The organism is Dactylosporangium sp. NPDC050588 (genome assembly GCF_040654975.1).
Taxonomy (GTDB): Bacteria; Actinomycetota; Actinomycetes; order Mycobacteriales; family Micromonosporaceae; genus Dactylosporangium; species Dactylosporangium maewongense.
In genome coordinates, this window is the sequence record NZ_JBFAJA010000057.1 from 33,140 (window position 1) to 50,362 (window position 17,223).

Below are 17,223 nucleotides of genomic sequence, written 5' to 3' on the forward strand. Positions count from 1 at the left end.
CAGCCCGCAGGAGGAGCCGATGACCACGCCAGCGACGCACGAGGCCGTGGCGTCCGAAGCGCACGCGTTCTTCGCGGCCCGGGCGCCGCGGCGCGAGCGGCGCGGCATGCTGCACGGCGTCGGGGACGACGACGTGGTCGGCGTCGGGCTCACCCAGCCGGACGACGAGGCGGCCGAGGTCGCCCGGGCCCAGCAGTGGCAGCGGGAGCTGTTCGACGCGAAGCTCGCCTGGCTCGACGGTCCCGTCCGGTTCGGCGGGCGCGGGCTCTCCCACGACTACGTCGAGCTGGTCGCCGGCATCGCCGCGGAATACCAGGTGCCGTCCACGTCGACCTACATGGTGAGCCACGGCATCGTGGCTCCGACCATCCTGGCGCACGGCACCGAGGAGCAGCAGCGGGCCTTCCTGCCGGGGATCTGGCGCGGCGACCTGATCTGCTGCCAGCTCTTCTCCGAGCCGGAGGCCGGCTCCGACCTCGCCAGCCTGCGCACCACCGCGGTCCGCGACGGTGACGACTGGATCGTCACCGGCCAGAAGGTCTGGTCGTCCTTCGCGCACGTCGCGCAGCTCGGGGAGCTCCTCGTGCGCACCGGACCGCCGGAGAGCCGGCACCGCGGCCTGAGCGTGTTCCTCATCGACATGAACTCGCCCGGGATCGATGTCCGCCCGCTGCGCCAGGTGACCGGTTCCGAGCACTTCAACGAGGTGTTCCTCGACGGTGTACGGGTGCCGGACTCCCGGCGGCTCGGACCGGTGAACGGCGGCTGGAACATCGCGATGACCACGGTCGGCAGCGAGCGCTCCGTGCTCGGCCGGGCCCACAACGGCATCATGATCGAGCCGGTGATCCGCCTGTTCGCCCTGGCCCGCTCCACCGGTGCCATCGACGATCCGGCCATCCAGGACCTGCTGGCCGAGTGCTGGGCCCGCGAGCAGGTGCTGCACGAGACCGCCACACGGCTGCGCGACGCCGGCGGGCCCGCCCCGGGCTCCGTGGTCAAGCTCATGACGACCTCCGACATGGAGTACTACTCCGACGTGGCCGCCCGCCTCCTGGGGTACCGGATGGTCGCCGACACCGGCGCCTGGGGCACCTACTCGTGGTCGCAGCTGCTGCTCAGCGCGCCGTCCCACCGGATCGCCGGCGGTAGCGACGAGATCCAACGCAACATCCTCGCCGAGCGTGTGCTCGGTCTTCCGCGCGAGGAGCGCCCGGTCCCCGAGAAGAGTGCTTGAGCATGGACGACATCGAGCAGTTGCGGCAGGTGGTGCGCGCCCACCTCGAGCGGGACCCCGGAGCCGCCCTGCGCGGCGGGGCGCTCGACCCGGCCGAGGCCCGGCGCCTCGACCGCGATCGCTGGCGCCGGCAGGCGAGTGAGCTGGGCCTGCCCGGGGTCCGGATTCCCGAGGAGCACGGCGGCGCGGGCATGGGCCTGGCGGAGGAGGTCGCCGTCCACACCGAGCTCGGCCGGGCCCTCGACGACGGGCCCTTCCTGACCACCTCGCTGGTGGCCGCGGCCCTGGTGGCCCTCGCCGATGACGAGGAGAACCACGGCCGGCTCCGCCGGATCGCCGCCGGGGAGCTCGTCGCGGTGCCGGTGCTGCCCATCGAGGAGAAGTTCCCGCTGGAGTATCCGCACGCGAAGGCCGGTACCGGCGGCGACTTCGAGATCCAGGGCGAGCTGCCGTGCGTGGTCGACGCCACCGCCGCCGACGCCCTGCTCGTGCTCGCCGAGCACCATGGTCACCACGCGTTCTTCTGGGTCGACGCGAGCGACCCCGGCGTCGAGGTCGTCCCGCTGGCCACGCTCGACCTGACCCGGCGGATGGGCGCGGTGCGGCTGACGGGTGCCCGGGCCGAACTGCTCGCCGAGGACGACCGGGCCCGCGCCGGGGTGGCCGCCATCCGCCAGGGCGCGATCCTCGGCATGTCGGCCGAGTGCGTCGGCGCCGCCGAGCGCGCGCTGGAGATGGCGGTCGACTACGTGAAGGTGCGCACCCAGTTCGGCCGGCCGATCGGGTCGTTCCAGGCGGTCAAGCACAAGTGCGCCGACCTGCTGGTCTCGCTGGAGCGGGCGCGCTCCGCCCTGTCGGTCGCCGTGCGTTCGGTGCGGCACAACGACGCGATCGGCCGGCGGCCGGAGTCGCTGGCCGGGCTGGCCGTCGCGCGGATGTACTGCGGGCGGATCGGCGCCGAGATCACCCGCGAGGCGATCCACCTGCACGGCGGCATCGGGTTCACGTGGGAGCACCCGGCCCACCTGTACTACCGGCGCGCCGTGTCGAACCGGCAGCTGCTCGACTCCACGGGTCAGCAGCCCCGGCTGCTCACGGCGTCGGTGCTGGCGGCCCACGGCGAGGACACCCAGCTGGCCTCGTTCTACGCCGGGAAGGTCGGCCGATGATCCTGCGGGTCGAGGGGGGCGGCGTCACGCTGGTGGACCTCGACGACCTCACGTCGCTGAGCGCGCACATCCTCGGGGACGCCACGATCGGCGACCGGGGCCGCCTCGAGGACGGCCACCTCTGGGTGCGCACGCAGACGCTGCTGGAACTGGCCGGTGCGCGGGCGGGCGATCAGCGGTGGCGCGGCGGGTTCGACGGCATGATCGATTACGCCCGCCGGCATGGGTGGGTGGACGGGGACGAGGTCCGCATGCACGTCGTCGGCGAATGAGGAGGTACCCCCGTGCAGCTTTCCGGTTTGGCGCCCGGTGACTGGGTCACCGTGCAGGCGCGCTTCACCCCGCAGGCCGCATTCCTGGTGGCCGCGGACGGGCGGACCCGCACGTACGCCGAGGGCGAGCAGCGGATCACCCGGCTCGCCCGGGCGCTGCGGCAGCTCGGGATCGGCCGCGGCGACCGGGTGGCGCTGCTCGCCGTGGACTCCCCCGAGTACGTCGAGGTGCTGCTGGCCTGCATGAAGCTGGGCGCGACCTACGTGGCGCTCAACTTCCGGCTGTCGCCGGCGGAGATCCGCACGGTGCTGGCCGCCGGCGGCGCCCAGGTCATCTTCCACAGCGCCCGGTACCAGGAGATCGTCGACGACTGCCGGCTCCGGGACGCCATCCAGTTCGAGTCGGGGTATGAGGAGTTCCTGGCCGGCGGGCCGGACGGCGGCGAGCTCCCGGCGGTCACCACCGACGACGACATCCTGAGCATCTCGTTCACCAGCGGGACGACCGGCACCCCGAAGGGCGTGCTGCAGTCGCAGCGCATGATCAAGGCGATCACGCAGTCGGGGGTGCTCGAGCTCGGCCTCCGGCCGGGCGACCTGATCTACTCCGGTGCCCCGCTCTTCCACGCCGCCGGCTTCGGGCACGTGCTGTACGGCGTCGCCCGCGGCGGAGCCTCCGTGATCATGCCGCAGTGGGACGCCGATCTGGCGCTGTCGTGGCTCGGGTCCGGGCGCGTGCGGCACGCGACGCTCGTCCCCAGCATGATCATCCAGCTGCTCGAACATCCGAAGCTCGCGGAGGCGGACTTCTCCGGCCTGCGTTCGATCATGTACGGCGGCGCGCCGATGCCGACCTCGGTCGTGCGGCGCATGGCCGACGTCTTCGGCTGCGACCTGCACAACGGGTTCGGCGCCGGGACCGAGGCGGGCGGCCAGCTGGTCCTGCGGCCCGAGGACCACCGGCGGGCCCTCGCCGGCGACGAGTGGCTGCTCGGCACGATCGGCCGGCCGGCGTTCGGCTGCGACGTCCGGCTGCTCGACCCCGACGGCGCCGAGGTCCCGGACGGTGCGGTCGGGGTCATCGCCAGCCGGGGCGACACCGTGATGAGCGGCTACCTGGACCGGCCCGACCTCACCGCCCGCGCCGTCCGCGACGGGTGGTTCATCGCCGGCGACCTGGCCTGGAAGGACCAGGAGGGCTTCCTGCACCTGGCCGGCCGGGCCGACGAAATGATCATCCGGGGCGGCGAGAACGTCTACCCCGTCGAGATCGAGGACGTGCTCGGCGGGCACGCGGCCGTGGCCGAGATCGCGGTCGTCGGCGAGCCGGACCCGCACTGGGGGCAGGTGGTGACCGCGGTCGTGGCGCTGCGCGACGGCCACGGCACACCATCGTCGGCCGAGGTGAAGGAGCACTGCCGCGGCCGGCTGGCCAGTTACAAGGTGCCGCAGCGCGTCGTCGTCGTCGCGACCTTCCCGCGCAACCCCGCCGGCAAGATCGACAAACTCCGGCTGCGTGAGCTCCTGGCGGAAGGCCGGATCTCATGACTTCACCAGATCACTACCTTGAGGAGCCGTCCTGATGCTCACCGGAGACCAGTACCTGGAATCCCTCCGCGACGGCCGCCGCATCTTCGTCAACGGCCACTCGGTGCCCGACGTGACCGCCGAACCGTTGCTGCAAGGTCCCGCCCAGGCCGCGGCGCTCGGCTACGACAAGCACTACCAGCCCGGCGACGACGTCCACGGCCCGTACTTCTTCATCCCCACCTCCGTCGAGGAGCTGCGCGAGACCCAGCAGCGGCAGCTGCACTGGGACTTCCCGACCATCTCCACGGCCAACGGCCTGCTCATGGTGCTCACCGCGGCCAGCCGGATGCGCGCGCAGCAGCCCCAGTACGCCGAGCGGGCCCTGGCCTACTTCGAGGAGAGCAAGCGCCGCGACATCCGGATCGTGCAGGCGATCACCGACTCGAAGGGCAACCGCGCGCTGTCCCCGGGCAAGCAGGACGACCCCGACCTCTACGTCCGCATCGTCGACCGGGGACCCGACGGAGTCGTCATCCGCGGCGCGAAGCTGCACATCTCCTCGGCGGCGGTCGCGCACGACCTCATGGTCATGCCCACCAAGCGGATGAAGCCGGGCGAGGAGGACTGGAGCGTGGCCGCCGCGGTGCCGGTCAACTCCCCCGGGGTGCGGGTCATCAACGCCTCGTTCGCGCCGCGGCCCGACCTGGACCCGGACTTCTACCCCTACAGCTCCCGGCACGTGATGACCGAGGGACTCATCGTCTTCGACGATGTCTTCGTCCCCAACGAACGCCTCTTCCTGGCGGGAGAGCTGGAGCACTCCGCGACCTTCGTGCACTCCCTGGGCCTGTGGGAGCGCCTCGGCAGCGTCGGCAGCTACGTGCGCCTCGCGGACACCCTCGTCGGGCTCGCACACCTCGTCGCCGAGGCCAACGGCCTGCTGAAGATCGGGCACATCAAGGACAAGATCGCCGAGATGATCATCTACGCGACGCTCATCCGGGCCGGGTTCGAGGCCGCGATGACCCACGCCACCTTCACCCCGGAGGGCTGGGCCTCGCCCGACGAGCTGTTCACCAACGCCGCGAAGTATCACGCTGCCGCGCAGTTCAGCACGATGGTGCGCAACCTGCACGACATCGCGGGCGGCTCGGTGCTCACGGCGCCGTCCCTGCGCGACCTGAGCAACCCGGAGACCGAGGCCGACCTGCGCAAGTACATGCGCACGATGGACGGCGTCGACGCCGGCTACCGCATGCGCCTGTTCCACACGATCCGCGACTTCACCGCCGACGCCTACGGCGGCTGGAAGCACGTGACCGTGATCCAGGCCGGCGGGGGCCTCTACGCCCAGAAGGTGGTCGTCACGAACCACTTCGACATGGAGACGGCGAAGGCGCTCGCCCGCGAGACCGCCGGCATCACCGAATCCGGCGAGGTGCTCAGCGGCCTGCACCGGTTCGGCCCGCACGGCTACGAGCCGGACGCGGCCGCGTACCCCGCGGGAACAAGCGCGTGAGGTACGAGGAGTCCACGTTCGCCTGGACCGACACGTCCGCCGCCCAGCGGCCCGAACGGCTCACGCGGCTGCGGCTGGCGACCGGCGACGGCGTCGCCACGGTGACCCTGCACCGGCCCGAACGGCTCAACGCGATCGACCGCACGATGAACCACGAGCTCAGCGCCGTGCTCCGGTGGTGCGACACCGCCGACGAGGTCGGTGCGGTCGTGCTGACCGGCGCCGGGCGGGCCTTCTCGGCCGGCTCGGAGATGACCGGGGACGGCTTCGGCGGCGCCGCGCCGGAGGGCCCGGGCGCCGAGTGGATCGCGCCGCACCAGGTGCGCAAGCCGGTGATCGCCGCGATCCAGGGCGCGGCGGTGGGCGCCGGGCTCACCCTGGCTATGCAGTGCGATGTGCGGTTCGTCGCCGACGACGCCGTGCTCGCGCTTCCCTTCGTCCGGCTGGGCGTGACCGCGGAGTGGATGGGCCACTGGAACCTGGTCCGCCACGTGGGCCTGGGGCGGGCGCAGGAGCTGCTGCTCACCGGCCGCCGCTTCACCGGCCCCGAGGCGGTCGAGTGGGGGCTGGCCGTCGCGGCGCTGCCGGCCGATCACGTCCTCCCGCGCGCGCAGGCCCTCGCGCGCGACATCGTCGAGCACGCCGCGCCGGTCGCGGTCGCGGCGACCAAGCGCCTGCTCTGGGAGGCGGTGGATGCCGACCCGTTCGAGCACGGCCGCAAGGAGCGGCTGGTGATGGAGGCGCTCCTCGACCGCCCCGACGCCCGCGAGGGGGTCGAGGCCTTCCTGCAGAAACGCCGCCCGGCCTGGACCGGCCGCCCGTCAACCGATCTTCCATCATGGCCCAACGAACACGGGGAGGACTCCGCGTGACCAGCATCGACCAAGAGTTCATCGGGGTTGCGTCGCCGGCCCTGGGCCGGGCGGGCGCCGGTGGCCACCCGTGCCAGGGCATCTACTACACCCCGTCCGGCCGGGCGCCGCGCACGGCCTTCATCGCCGCGCACTACAACGTCGACTTCTCCGAGCACTACATGGCGACCCGCATGGCGGAGCGCGGTTACGGCTTCCTCGGCTGGAACACCCGGTTCCGCGGGGCCGAGCACCTCTTCACCCTCGACCACGCCCTGGCCGAGATCGGGGTCGGCGTGCAGCTGCTGCGCGACCGCGGCGTCGAGAAGGTCGTCCTGCTCGGCAACTCCGGCGGCGGCTCCCTGATGGCGGCGTACCACTCCCAGTCGCGCGAGCCGAACATCCGCCCGCCGTACGGCCGGTCCAAGGTGTTCGAGCCGGCCCTGCACCTGCCGCCCGGCGACCTGATGGTGTTCCTGGCGGCGCACCCCGGCAGGCCGGAGTGGATCACGCGGACCATGGACCCGTCGGTGATCGACGAGAACGACCCGAACGCGGTCGACGCCGACCTCGACATGTACGACCCGCGCCACGGCGGTTCCTTCGCACCGGAGTTCCTCGACCGCTACCGGGCCGCCCAGATCGAACGCAACCACCGGCTGACCGCGTGGTGCACGGAGCAGCTCGACGCCGCGCGGGACAGGCCGGCCCGCGACCGGATCTTCACGATGGGCCGCACCTGGGCCGACCCCCGGTACGTCGACCCGGGCATCGACCCGTCAAACCGCCCGACGCCGCTGTGCTACTTCGGCGATCCCAAGCGGGCCAACTATGGCGTCCTCGGCGTCGGCGTGGTGAGCACGATGCGCACCTGGCTCAACATGTTCAGCCTGGAGGAGTCCGACTGCGTCGCCGCACCGCACCTGGCCCGCCTCGACCTGCCCACCCTCGTGGTGCAGCCGGACGCCGACAGCGGCGTCTTCCCCGCCGACGCACAGGGCCTCTACGACGGTGCGGCGACGGCGGACAAGGAGTTCGTGACGCTGCCCGGCGACCACTACTTCATGGAGCCGGCGCCGGCCCGCGACACGGTGGCCGACACCCTCGCGGACTGGCTCAAGGGGCGGGCGCAACCCTGACCGTCAGTCGCCGTCCTCCTCGTCGCGCAGTGACAGCACGATCGTCGAACGCGCGGCGAGGATGTGCGCCCGCATGACCGCCTCCGCCCACCCGCCGTCGCGGACCCGGAGCGCCTGGACGAGCTCGGCGTGCTGCCGCACGCTGGTGCGCATGCGCTCCGCGTCGTAGCGCTGGAAGGTGCGGAAGATCAGCGGCGTGTCCATGATGCCGCGGACCATGCTGTCGAGCTGCGTGTGCCGGGAGGCCCGCAGGATCGCGCGGTGGAAGTCGCCGTTGAGCACGGTGAGCTCATCGGCGGCGGCCGCACCCTTGCGGCTCAACGAGGTCATCCGGGCCGCGACCTGCGCGATGGTGTCGAGCTCCTCGTCGGTGATGCGCTCCGCGGCCAGCCGGGCACCGTAGCTCTCCAGCATCGCGCGGAGCTCGTAGTTGTCCTCGAGCTCCTGCTCGGACCAGGCGACCACCCGCGCGCCCCGGTTCGGCGTGAACTCGACGAGGCCCTCCGCGTCCAGCCGGCGCAGCGCCTCGCGGACGGGCGTGCGCGACACCCCGGCCCGCAGCGCGAGCTCCTCCTCGCGCAGCCGCTGCCCGCGGGCGAACTCGCCGGACAGGATGCCGGCGCGGACGGCCTCATACGCCGTTTCGGCCGCTTTGGCCATCGGCACTCCCCCGGACACTCGTCGGCATGGATCCGGCCGAGTCTACTGGCCGCCGCACGCCGAATCGGTCAAGGCCGGGTGGTCAGACCGACGCGGCAAGGCCGCCGTCGACGACGAGGGTCGTGCCGGTGACGTAGGACGACGCCGGGCTCGCCAGGAACAGCAGCGCCCCGTCGATCTCGGACTGCTCGCCGAAGCGGCCCAGCAGGCTGTGCTCGGCGACCATGGCGCGGAGCTTGTCCTCACCCGTCGCCGTCATCTCGGTGGCGACGTAGCCGGGGCACAGGGCGTTGACCCTGATGCCCTTGCGGCGGGACCACTGCTGCGCGAGATCGCGGGTCAGCCCGATCACGCCCGCCTTGCTCGCGGCGTAGGAGGCCCCCGGGAACCGCGAGGCCACGACGCCGTGGACGCTCGCCACGTTGACGATGGAGGAGCCCGCCGGCATCACCCGGGCGCAGGCCTGCGCCATCCAGAACGAGCCGTTGAGGTTCACGTCGATGACCTGGCGGAAGGAGTCGGGGGTGTCCTTCGAGGCCGGCACGGAGACGGCGAGGCCGGCGTTGTTGACGAGCACGTCGACGCGCCCGAACTCCGCCGTCGCCGCGTCCACCAGAGCCTGGCACTGCTCGGGCACCGCGACGTCCGCCGCCTGGACGAGCACGGTCGCGCCCTGCGCCCGCAGCTCGTCCGCGGCCGCCTGCAGCCGGTCCAGGCGCCGGGCGCCGAGCACGAGGTGGCCGCCGACGGCCGCGACCGCCCGGGCGAAACCCAGCCCGAGCCCGGAGCTGGCGCCGGTGATGACGACTACCCGCCCGTCGAGCCGGAACGCGTCGAGAGGCCCGCTCATCGTCCATTTCCTTTCTGGTGCTGCACGGTGGCGAGCGCGAGGTCGGCGTACCGGCGGGCCATGGTGGCCTCGTCTACCGGGCCACCCGGCCGGAACCAGCCGGCGACGCCCTGGCACATCGACAGGATCGCCCGGCCGCACTCGTCCGGGTGCGGGGTGCGGAAGACGCCCTGCGCCACTCCCCCGCGGATCGCGTCGCGCAGCTCGCCCTCGAGCTCGTCGCGCTGGGCGACGTAGTGCGCCCGGTTCTCCGGGGTGAGGCTGCGCCGTTCGGAGTCGAGGAACGCCAGGTCGCGATGGTGGGCGGTGTACAGGACGATGGCCTCGACCAGCGCGCTGAGCCGGGCCGTGCAGTCGGCGCCGGCCTCGTCGAGCGCGGCCCGGGCGTGGGTGAGCACGATCCGCATCGCGTGGTCGAGCAGCTCCCGGAGCATGGCCTGTTTGTTCTCGAAGTGGTAGTAGAGCGCCGGCACGGTGACGCCGGCCCGGTTGGCTATCTTGCGGACCGACGTGCCGTCGTAGCCGTGCTCGACGATCTCGTCCAACGCCAGCGCCAGCAGCGGATGCAGCTCGAGTGGTGGGTACTCCCGCCAGCCGGACGTGTCGTCGCTCAGTGTCATCCCCGCCTCTGTCCCGCTCGCCAAATCCGTCACGAGTGATTGCCTTCGCAGGCCCTCGAAGGCTAGCTTAGCGATCGCTAACTAAGTAGACCAGATACGGAGGTCGTGGCATGGATGTCCGGGGCAAGCAGGCGCTGGTGACCGGAGGCGCGTCCGGGCTCGGCCTGGCGACGGTGGAGACCCTCGCGGCCGCAGGGGCCCGGGTGGTGGCCCTCGACCTGCCGGGCGCCGACCGCGGCCGGCTCGATGCGCTTGGCGACGCGGTCCGGTTCGCCGGCGCCGACGTGACCGACGAAGCGGCGGTGCGGTCGGCGGTCGCGCTCGCCAACGACGGCGGCGGCCTCGCCGTCCTGGTCAACTGCGCGGGCATCGGCAACGCGATCCGGACCGTCGGCAAGCAGGGCCCGTTCCCGCTCGCCGACTTCGAGCGGGTCATCCGGGTGAATCTGCTCGGGACCTTCAACGTGCTGCGCCTGGCCGCCGCGGCGATGGCGGAGAACGAGGTGACCGGTGAGGAGCGCGGGGTCATCGTCAACACCGCGTCGGTGGCCGCGTTCGACGGCCAGATCGGGCAGGCCGCCTACTCGGCGTCCAAGGGCGCCATCGTCGGCATGACCCTGCCCATCGCCCGCGACCTGGCGACACTGAAGATCCGCGTCGTCACCATCGCCCCGGGCACCTTCGAGACCCCGCTGCTGGGCCAGCTGGCGCAGGAGGTCCGCGACTCGCTGGGCGCCCAGGTGCCGCATCCGAGCCGGCTCGGCCGCCCTGCGGAGTACGCGCAGCTGGTCGCGGCGATCGTCGCCAACCCGATGCTCAACGGCGAGACCATCCGCCTCGACGGCGCCATCCGCATGGCCCCGCGCTGAGCAGTGCCCACCGACGGGCCCACCGACGCGCCCACCGACAGGCTCACCAACGGGCCCACCGACTGCCTCACCGACGGAAGGAAGAGATCATGCGTCAAGCGGTCATCGTCGACATCGTCCGGACGGCCTCCGGTAAGGGCAAGCCGGGCGGAGCGCTGTCCGGCGTGCACCCGGTCGACCTCTACGCCACCGTGCTCCGCGCCCTCGCCGAGCGCAACGACCTGGACCCGGGGCGGGTCGAGGACGTCATCACCGGCTGCGTCGGCCAGGCCGGCCAGCAGGCGATGAACATCGGCCGCAACGCGGTGCTCGCCGCGGGCTGGCCGGAGTCGGTGCCGGCCACGACCATCGACCGGCAGTGCGGGTCCAGCCAGCAGGCGATGCACTTCGCCGCGCAGGGCGTGATGGCGGGGGCCTACGACATCGTCGTCGCCGGTGGCGTGGAGTCGATGAGCCGGGTGCCGATGGGGGTCAGCACGCTGGGTCAGGACCCGCAGGGGCCCGGGGTCGCCCGGCGCTACCCGCAGGGGCTCGTCGGCCAGGGCGTCTCGGCCGAGCTCATCGCCCAGAAGTGGGGGCTCTCGCGGGAGCGGCTCGACGAGTACTCCGCCCGGTCGCACCGCCTCGCGGCCGAGACCGCGAAGGCCGGCGGGTTCGACCACGAGATCGTGCCGGTGCCGGTCGGCGAGGACGGCGACGGCCGGTTCGCGGCGGACGAGACGATCCGCCCGGCGACGAGCCCCGAGGGCCTGGCCGCGCTCCGGCCGTCCTTCGACGCCCCCGAGATGCGCGAGCGCTTCCCGGACCTGGACTGGCGGATCACGGCGGGCAACTCCTCGCCACTGACCGACGGCGCCGCCGCGGCCCTGATCATGGGCGAGGACGTGGCCGCGAAGCTCGGCCTCCGCGCGCGGGCCCGCTTCCACGCGTTCGCGGTGGCCGGCGACGACCCGCTGCTGATGCTGACGGCGCCGATCCCGGCCACGCGGCAGGTCCTGGCGCGGGCCGGCCTGGGCATCGACGCGATCGACGCCTACGAGGTGAACGAGGCCTTCGCCCCGGTACCGCTGGCCTGGCTGGCCGAACTCGGCGGTGACCCCGAGCGGCTCAACTGCCGGGGCGGCGCCATCGCGCTGGGCCACCCGCTCGGCGCCTCCGGCATCCGGCTCATGGCCACGATGCTGCACCACCTCGAGGCCACCGGCGGCCGCTACGGGCTGCAGACCATGTGCGAGGGCGGCGGCCTTGCCAACGCCACCGTCATCGAACGCCTCTGATGGGGAAGACATGACCAAGGACCTGTGGGCGCGGCGCCCGTTCTTCACCGGCGACCACGAGGCGTTCCGCGCCACCGTCGCCGCGTTCCTCAGCCGGCACGTCACCGCGCACGTCGAGTCCTGGGACGAGGCGGGCATCATCCCGCGCGAGCCGTGGCTCGAAGCCGGCCGGCAGGGGCTGCTCGGCATCAACGCACCCGAGGAGCACGGCGGCGGCGGGGCCATCTCCGACTTCGGCTTCCGGTGCGCGATGATGGAGGAGTTCGCCAAGGTCGGCGCCACGTCCCTCGGCTCGGGGTTCTCCGCCCACGCCGACATCGTGCTCCCGTACTTCTTCGACCTGGCCACCCCGGAGCAGGCCGCACGGTGGGTGCCGGACCTCTGCTCGGGCCGGCGCATCGGCGCCATCGCCATGACCGAGCCGGGCACCGGCTCGGACCTGCAGGGCATCCGGACGACGGCCCGGCGCGACGGCGACGGCTGGGTCCTCAACGGCGCCAAGACGTTCATCACCAACGGCATCCTGAGCGACCTCGTGATTGTGGTCGCCCGGACCGATCCGGCCCCCGACGCCGGGAGCCGCGCGTTCAGCCTGCTGGTCGTGGAGCGCGGGATGCCCGGCTTCGAACGCGGCCGCAAGCTCGCCAAGGTCGGCCTGAAGTCACAGGACACCGCGGAGCTGTTCTTCGACAACGTGATCGTCCCCGCCGGCAACGTGCTCGGCGAGGTGGGCCGAGGGCTGCACCATCTGATGAGCCACCTGCCGCTGGAGCGGCTGGGGATCGCGGTCGCCGCATGTGCCGGGGCCCGGGCGGCGCTCGGCTGGACCGTCGAACACGTCACGCAGCGGCAGGCGTTCGGCCAGCGCATCGCGTCGTTCCAGAACACCCGGTTCGCCATCGCCGAGATGCTGACCGAGCTGGAGGTGTCGCAGGCATACGTGGACGACGCCATGCTGCGGTTCAACCGCGGCGAGCTGAACGCGGTGGACGCGGCCAAGGCGAAGTGGTGGGCGACGGAGATGCACAAGCGCCTCGTCGACCGCTGCGTCCAGCTGTTCGGCGGCTACGGATACATGCTCGAGTACCCCATCGCCCGGGCGTACGCCGACACCCGCGTCACCACCATCTACGGCGGCACCACCGAGATCATGAAACACATCATCGCGCGCGACGTCCTGGAGACCCGATGACAGACACGAAGACGACCGTCGAAACCGAACCGGCTGCGTTGTATGAGCGGGCCGGGCACATCGCCGTGATCCGGCTGAACCGGCCCGCGTCCCTGAACGCCGTCAACGCGGCGCTGTCCGCCGCGGCCGGGGAGGCGCTGGAGCGGGCGGCGGCCGACCCCGAGGTGCGGGTCGTGGTCGTGACCGGCAACGGCCGGGCCTTCTGCGCCGGCGCCGACCTCAAGGAGCTGGCGGCCGGGCGGTCGATCGCCGCGCCGGAGCACCCGGAGTGGGGCTTCGCCGGTATCGCCCGGCACTGGATCGACAAGCCGCTGATCGCGGCCGTCAACGGGTTCGCCATGGGCGGCGGCACCGAGATCGCCCTCGCCTGTGACCTGGTGGTCGCGGCCGAGGACGCCCGGCTCGGCCTGCCCGAGGTCAAGCGGGGCCTGGTCGCCGCCGCGGGCGGGGTGGTGCGGCTCCAGCGGCAGATCCCGCTCAAGCGCGCGTTGCAGATGGCGCTCACCGGTGACGCCGTCGACGTGCAGGAGGCGGCCGAGTGGGGCCTGGTCAACGTGGTCGCCCGGCCCGGGGCCGCGCTGGATGAGGCGATGGTGCTGGCCGAGCGCGTCGCCGCGAACGCGCCGCTGTCCGTGCAGTACACCAAGCGGGTCATGCACCAGGTGGCCGAGTCCAGCTCGGCCTGGGACCCGGAGTGGTCGCGCCGCGAGCCGTGGACCGTCAACGACGAGGCGGCCGCGGCCGTGTTCGCCAGCCGGGACGCCGTCGAGGGGCCGATCGCCTTCGCCGAGAAGCGGGCGCCGGTCTGGGAAGGCCGGTAGCACCGCGCTGAAGCCGGTGCGCCCGAGCCGGCCGGGTTCGGTGCCGGCCGCGACGCTGGGCGATCGATGCCGGTCGCGACGCTTGGCGATCACGTTCCCGGTGATCGACGAGATGCGGGACTACGTGTCATCGATCGTCGAGGAGATGGCCGGGACCTTCAACATCTCCGAGGCTGAGGCGTTGTCGATCATCAACGATCACTGGGCGTTCCACGAGATCGGACCGGACAACCTGCTCGGCCATGAAGAACCGGACTCCTGGGCACGCACGATTTACGAGCAATACCGATAAGTGAGATCTGAACGCGTCGCCGGCGGCGGGCGGAAATGCGATGTTCGGCGGCGTCGCACACCACGCTGTTGCATCACCGCCGCGAACGTCCTACGCAGGGTAGGCCGGAGGTCGTCGCTCCCGCAGCGCGGCCAGACCCTCCGCGTAGTCGGGTCCGTCCAGCAACTCGCCCTGGTCCTCGAGTTCGCTACGCATGGCCGCCTCGAGTTCGTCGGCCGCCGCACGGCGGAGGGCCAGTTTGGCGCGCCGGAGCGCCTCGCGTGATGCGCCGGCGGTCCCGGCCGCCAGTGTGCGGGCGGTGTCGAGCAGGTCGGCGGCCGGGACGACGTCCGAGACCAGGCCCCACGCCAGCGCGGCCGGCGCCGGCACGCGCTCGGCGAACAGCGCCATCCGGTTCGCCCGCACCCGCCCGATCGCCGCCGGGAGCAGGTGGCTCGCTCCCCCGTCGGGCACCAGCCCGATGTTGACGAACGGCAGCTGGAACCAGCTCGTGTCGGCCGCCACGACCGCGTCGCAGGCGAGGGCGAACGAGACGCCGACGCCGACCGCCGGCCCGTTCACCGCGGCGACGACCGGGACGTCGGCGCGGATCACGGCGAGGACCGCGTCGTTGGCCGCGGCGACGATCGCGCGGCCGTCCGCGCCGCCGGTCGCAGCGCCGGCCGGGGAGACGTCGGCGCCGGCGCAGAAGGCGCGTCCTTCGCCGGTGAGCAGGATGCAGCGCACGCCGGGCCGGCCGGCCGCTTCGCGTAGCCGGCTCCCCAGCAGTCGCATGCCCGCGAGGTCGAGGGCGTTGAGCCGGTCGGGGCGGCTCAGGGTGACGGTCGCGACCGGGCCGTCGGTCGTGACCAGGACGGCGTCGTCCGTCATCGTCCCTCCGCCGACACCAGCGGGGAGAGACGGGTGGTGATGAGGTCTTCGGCCTCGGCGACGATGCGTGCGACCAGTTCGGCCACCGTCGGGATGTCGTCGATCAGCGCCTGCGACTGCCCCACGGTCCAGAGTCCTCGCTCCATGTCGCCCGTCTCGTAGACCTCGCGGCCGCGGACCCCGGCGACGAGGTCGCGCACGTCGGCGAACTCACCGCCGGCCCGCAGGATCTCGACGACCTCACGGCTGACGGTGTTCGTCGCGACGCGGGCGGTGTTGTGCAGGGTCCGGAAGATCAGGGTGGTGTCGCGCTCGTTCGCCTCGACGATCTTCCGCTTGACGTTCTCGTGCACCGGGGCCTCCACGGTACAGAGGAACCGGGTGCCCATGTTCACCGCGTCGGCTCCCAGCGCCAGCGCGGCGATCAGGCCACGGGCGTCGGCGATCCCGCCCGATGCGACGATCGGCACGGAGACCCGGCGGGCCGCGGCCGCGATGAGCACGAGCCCGGGCACGTCGTCCTCCCCCGGATGACCGGCACACTCGAAGCCGTCGATGCTCACGGCGTCCACCCCGAGCGACTCGGCCTTGACCGCGTGCCGCACGCTCGTGCACTTGTGGATCACCTTGATGCCCGCGGCTTTGAAGGCGGGCATGTGCTCCGCCGGGCTGAACCCGGCCGTTTCGACGGTCCGGATCCCCGACTCGATGATCGCGGCCCGGTATTCGGCGTACGGGGGCGGCGAGATCGCCGGCAGGATCGTGAGGTTGACGCCGAACTCCTGGTCGGTCAGCTCCCGGCAGCGGGCGATCTCCTTGACGAGCGCCTCGGGCGTCGGCTGGGTGAGCGCGGTGAGGAATCCGAGCGCGCCGGCGTCCGCCACCGGGGCCACCAGCTCGGCTCGGCCGACCCATTGCATCCCGCCTTGCACGATGGGGTGCCTGACGTTGAACTCGCGGGTGAAGCGGGTCTCGATCATGCCGTTTGTCTCCTGTCGCACGCCCCGAAATCAGGCGCAAAACTTGATGTTAATATCACTTTCAGTTCTCAAAGCTCGGTGTCGGACGGGGGCAGGGGCGATGCCACGCCAGTACTCCAAAGGGGCGCGCACGGCGGCCACGTTCCTCGAGGCGGCCCGCAAGGAGTTCGCGACCCGCGGTTACCTGTCGACGAAGGTCGAGGACATCGCGCGTACCGCGGGCCGGTCGTCGGCGAGCTTCTACAACTACTTCACCGACAAGGCCGACGTGCTCGCCGCCCTCGCCCAGGCCTTCCACGAGGACACCCGCGCCCAGATCGCGGTGCCGTACCAGGAGGGCCGCCCGCCCAGGGAAGCCATCCGGATGGCGATCACCATCTTCTGGGAGACCTACCGTGACCGGCTCGGCGCGCTCAGCGGCGTGTTCCAGGCGTCGATGGCGGACCCGGCCTTCCTGGAGAGCTGGCGCGACATCCGGCGGTCGGCCATCGACTTCATCGCCCACGGCGTCGAACACGCGCAGAAGGAGGGCTACTGCCCGGGCATCGACGTGCGGATGACCTCGTCCGCGCTGTCCTCGATGCTCGAGCTCTCCTGCTACGTGTGGCTGGCTCAGGGCGGTGACAACGGCGACTCCGTCGTCGACGAAGAGGCGGCGATCGACTCGCTCGCCGGCATCTGGTATCACGCCATCTACTGGCGCCCGGAGGACCAAAGCCCGGCCTAACGATCGGCGCGGCCGAGGACGCGCAGCTCGACCTCGGTGCGCGGGCCCAGCGCCGCGAGGATCGCGGCGAACCGGTCCGGGGCGAGGCCGGCCCTGATCTCGGCGACCAGGGCCCGTTCGTCCGGCACGCCGAGCTCCGCGAAGACCGCCCCGTCGACCTGGCGGCGCTCGGTCCCGGCGGTCAGATCCCGCTGCACCACTTCGAGCGCGGCGGCACACGCCTTGAGCAGGTATCGGGAGCGCCCGCTGACCTGCGGCAGGAGCTCCGTGCGCAATGTCTCCACGACGGCCGTCAGCAGCTCGTTGTGGTCGGGAACCGCGGCGTGCGATGGCATGTGTACTCCCGTT

19 protein-coding genes are annotated in these 17,223 nt (G+C 72.2%); 13 read left to right on the forward strand and 6 right to left on the reverse strand.

Annotation, left to right across the window (positions count from 1 at the left end):
• Positions 1 to 19: 19 nt before the first annotated feature.
• From AB0I21_RS34470 to AB0I21_RS34500, 7 genes are read left to right on the forward strand one after another with little or no spacing between them, the layout of a single operon-like run.
• Positions 20 to 1,237: an acyl-CoA dehydrogenase family protein gene (locus tag AB0I21_RS34470; RefSeq protein ID WP_360567458.1), complete on the forward strand. Its 1,218-nt coding sequence runs from the start codon at positions 20 to 22 to the stop codon at positions 1,235 to 1,237.
• Positions 1,238 to 1,239: 2 nt separating this feature from the next.
• Positions 1,240 to 2,406, forward strand: a complete 1,167-nt coding sequence (locus AB0I21_RS34475) for an acyl-CoA dehydrogenase family protein (RefSeq protein ID WP_360567557.1) — start codon at positions 1,240 to 1,242, stop codon at positions 2,404 to 2,406.
• Positions 2,403 to 2,678: a hypothetical protein gene (locus AB0I21_RS34480; protein WP_360567459.1), complete on the forward strand. Its 276-nt coding sequence runs from the start codon at positions 2,403 to 2,405 to the stop codon at positions 2,676 to 2,678. The genes AB0I21_RS34475 and AB0I21_RS34480 overlap by 4 nt, the downstream gene beginning before the upstream one ends.
• 12 nt (positions 2,679 to 2,690) lie before the next feature.
• A complete protein-coding gene (locus AB0I21_RS34485; protein WP_360567461.1) occupies positions 2,691 to 4,226 on the forward strand; it encodes an AMP-binding protein in 1,536 nt (511 codons plus the stop codon).
• 34 nt (positions 4,227 to 4,260) lie between these two features.
• Entirely contained in the window at positions 4,261 to 5,727 is a 1,467-nt protein-coding gene (locus AB0I21_RS34490) for a 4-hydroxyphenylacetate 3-hydroxylase N-terminal domain-containing protein (RefSeq protein WP_360567463.1), read from the forward strand.
• On the forward strand, positions 5,724 to 6,599 hold the full coding sequence (locus AB0I21_RS34495) for an enoyl-CoA hydratase-related protein (RefSeq protein WP_360567464.1): 876 nt from the start codon (positions 5,724 to 5,726) through the stop codon (positions 6,597 to 6,599). The genes AB0I21_RS34490 and AB0I21_RS34495 overlap by 4 nt, the downstream gene beginning before the upstream one ends.
• Entirely contained in the window at positions 6,596 to 7,717 is a 1,122-nt protein-coding gene (locus tag AB0I21_RS34500; RefSeq protein WP_360567466.1) for a hypothetical protein, read from the forward strand. Before AB0I21_RS34495 ends, AB0I21_RS34500 begins: the two co-directional genes overlap by 4 nt.
• Positions 7,718 to 7,720: 3 nt before the next feature.
• On the opposite strand, the gene AB0I21_RS34505 is transcribed toward AB0I21_RS34500, so the two are convergent.
• The 3 genes from AB0I21_RS34505 to AB0I21_RS34515 form a co-directional block, all read right to left on the reverse strand.
• Positions 7,721 to 8,377, reverse strand: a complete 657-nt coding sequence (locus AB0I21_RS34505; RefSeq protein WP_360567467.1) for a GntR family transcriptional regulator — start codon at positions 8,375 to 8,377, stop codon at positions 7,721 to 7,723.
• A gap of 82 nt (positions 8,378 to 8,459) precedes the next feature.
• Positions 8,460 to 9,227, reverse strand: a complete 768-nt coding sequence (locus AB0I21_RS34510) for an SDR family oxidoreductase (RefSeq protein ID WP_360567469.1) — start codon at positions 9,225 to 9,227, stop codon at positions 8,460 to 8,462.
• A complete protein-coding gene (locus AB0I21_RS34515) occupies positions 9,224 to 9,847 on the reverse strand; it encodes a TetR/AcrR family transcriptional regulator (RefSeq protein WP_360567470.1) in 624 nt (207 codons plus the stop codon). Before AB0I21_RS34515 ends, AB0I21_RS34510 begins: the two co-directional genes overlap by 4 nt.
• 110 nt (positions 9,848 to 9,957) lie before the next feature.
• On the opposite strand from AB0I21_RS34515, the gene AB0I21_RS34520 reads away from it, so the two are divergent.
• The 5 genes from AB0I21_RS34520 to AB0I21_RS34540 all read left to right on the forward strand — a co-directional run bounded on the left by AB0I21_RS34520 (position 9,958) and on the right by AB0I21_RS34540 (position 14,298).
• Positions 9,958 to 10,716 (forward strand): SDR family NAD(P)-dependent oxidoreductase, encoded by a 759-nt coding sequence (locus AB0I21_RS34520; protein ID WP_360567472.1) that lies wholly within the window; start codon positions 9,958 to 9,960, stop codon positions 10,714 to 10,716.
• A gap of 89 nt (positions 10,717 to 10,805) precedes the next feature.
• Entirely contained in the window at positions 10,806 to 11,993 is a 1,188-nt protein-coding gene (locus AB0I21_RS34525; protein WP_360567473.1) for a thiolase family protein, read from the forward strand.
• Between the two features lie 10 nt (positions 11,994 to 12,003).
• Positions 12,004 to 13,185: an acyl-CoA dehydrogenase family protein gene (locus AB0I21_RS34530; protein WP_360567475.1), complete on the forward strand. Its 1,182-nt coding sequence runs from the start codon at positions 12,004 to 12,006 to the stop codon at positions 13,183 to 13,185.
• On the forward strand, positions 13,182 to 14,006 hold the full coding sequence (locus AB0I21_RS34535; protein WP_360567477.1) for a crotonase/enoyl-CoA hydratase family protein: 825 nt from the start codon (positions 13,182 to 13,184) through the stop codon (positions 14,004 to 14,006). Before AB0I21_RS34530 ends, AB0I21_RS34535 begins: the two co-directional genes overlap by 4 nt.
• 82 nt (positions 14,007 to 14,088) lie before the next feature.
• Entirely contained in the window at positions 14,089 to 14,298 is a 210-nt protein-coding gene (locus AB0I21_RS34540) for a hypothetical protein (protein WP_360567478.1), read from the forward strand.
• Positions 14,299 to 14,388: 90 nt separating this feature from the next.
• Here the strand turns inward: AB0I21_RS34540 and AB0I21_RS34545 are convergent, their stop codons facing one another.
• Positions 14,389 to 15,168: an enoyl-CoA hydratase-related protein gene (locus AB0I21_RS34545; protein ID WP_360567480.1), complete on the reverse strand. Its 780-nt coding sequence runs from the start codon at positions 15,166 to 15,168 to the stop codon at positions 14,389 to 14,391.
• Positions 15,165 to 16,169 (reverse strand): nitronate monooxygenase, encoded by a 1,005-nt coding sequence (locus AB0I21_RS34550; RefSeq protein ID WP_360567482.1) that lies wholly within the window; start codon positions 16,167 to 16,169, stop codon positions 15,165 to 15,167. The genes AB0I21_RS34545 and AB0I21_RS34550 overlap by 4 nt, the downstream gene beginning before the upstream one ends.
• A 79-nt stretch (positions 16,170 to 16,248) precedes the next feature.
• Between AB0I21_RS34550 and AB0I21_RS34555 the strand changes: the two genes are divergently transcribed.
• Positions 16,249 to 16,875 (forward strand): TetR/AcrR family transcriptional regulator, encoded by a 627-nt coding sequence (locus AB0I21_RS34555; RefSeq protein ID WP_360567484.1) that lies wholly within the window; start codon positions 16,249 to 16,251, stop codon positions 16,873 to 16,875.
• Here AB0I21_RS34555 and AB0I21_RS34560 read toward each other — a convergent pair.
• A complete protein-coding gene (locus tag AB0I21_RS34560; RefSeq protein ID WP_344513058.1) occupies positions 16,872 to 17,210 on the reverse strand; it encodes a DUF6285 domain-containing protein in 339 nt (112 codons plus the stop codon). The two genes, AB0I21_RS34555 and AB0I21_RS34560, sit on opposite strands and share 4 nt — an antisense overlap.
• Between the last annotated feature and the right edge of the window lie 13 nt (positions 17,211 to 17,223).

Bases quoted from the DNA above. Each gene is read 5' to 3' on its own strand.
- AB0I21_RS34470 (WP_360567458.1), top strand. From the start codon at position 20: ATGACCACGCCAGCGACGCACGAGGCCGTGGCGTCCGAAGCGCACGCG.
- AB0I21_RS34475 (WP_360567557.1), top strand. From the start codon at position 1,240: ATGGACGACATCGAGCAGTTGCGGCAGGTGGTGCGCGCCCACCTCGAG.
- AB0I21_RS34480 (WP_360567459.1), top strand. From the start codon at position 2,403: ATGATCCTGCGGGTCGAGGGGGGCGGCGTCACGCTGGTGGACCTCGAC.
- AB0I21_RS34490 (WP_360567463.1), top strand. From the start codon at position 4,261: ATGCTCACCGGAGACCAGTACCTGGAATCCCTCCGCGACGGCCGCCGC.
- AB0I21_RS34505 (WP_360567467.1), bottom strand. From the start codon at position 8,377: ATGGCCAAAGCGGCCGAAACGGCGTATGAGGCCGTCCGCGCCGGCATC.
- AB0I21_RS34510 (WP_360567469.1), bottom strand. From the start codon at position 9,227: ATGAGCGGGCCTCTCGACGCGTTCCGGCTCGACGGGCGGGTAGTCGTC.
- AB0I21_RS34515 (WP_360567470.1), bottom strand. From the start codon at position 9,847: ATGACACTGAGCGACGACACGTCCGGCTGGCGGGAGTACCCACCACTC.
- AB0I21_RS34520 (WP_360567472.1), top strand. From the start codon at position 9,958: ATGGATGTCCGGGGCAAGCAGGCGCTGGTGACCGGAGGCGCGTCCGGG.
- AB0I21_RS34525 (WP_360567473.1), top strand. From the start codon at position 10,806: ATGCGTCAAGCGGTCATCGTCGACATCGTCCGGACGGCCTCCGGTAAG.
- AB0I21_RS34530 (WP_360567475.1), top strand. From the start codon at position 12,004: ATGACCAAGGACCTGTGGGCGCGGCGCCCGTTCTTCACCGGCGACCAC.
- AB0I21_RS34535 (WP_360567477.1), top strand. From the start codon at position 13,182: ATGACAGACACGAAGACGACCGTCGAAACCGAACCGGCTGCGTTGTAT.
- AB0I21_RS34545 (WP_360567480.1), bottom strand. From the start codon at position 15,168: ATGACGGACGACGCCGTCCTGGTCACGACCGACGGCCCGGTCGCGACC.
- AB0I21_RS34555 (WP_360567484.1), top strand. From the start codon at position 16,249: ATGCCACGCCAGTACTCCAAAGGGGCGCGCACGGCGGCCACGTTCCTC.
- AB0I21_RS34560 (WP_344513058.1), bottom strand. From the start codon at position 17,210: ATGCCATCGCACGCCGCGGTTCCCGACCACAACGAGCTGCTGACGGCC.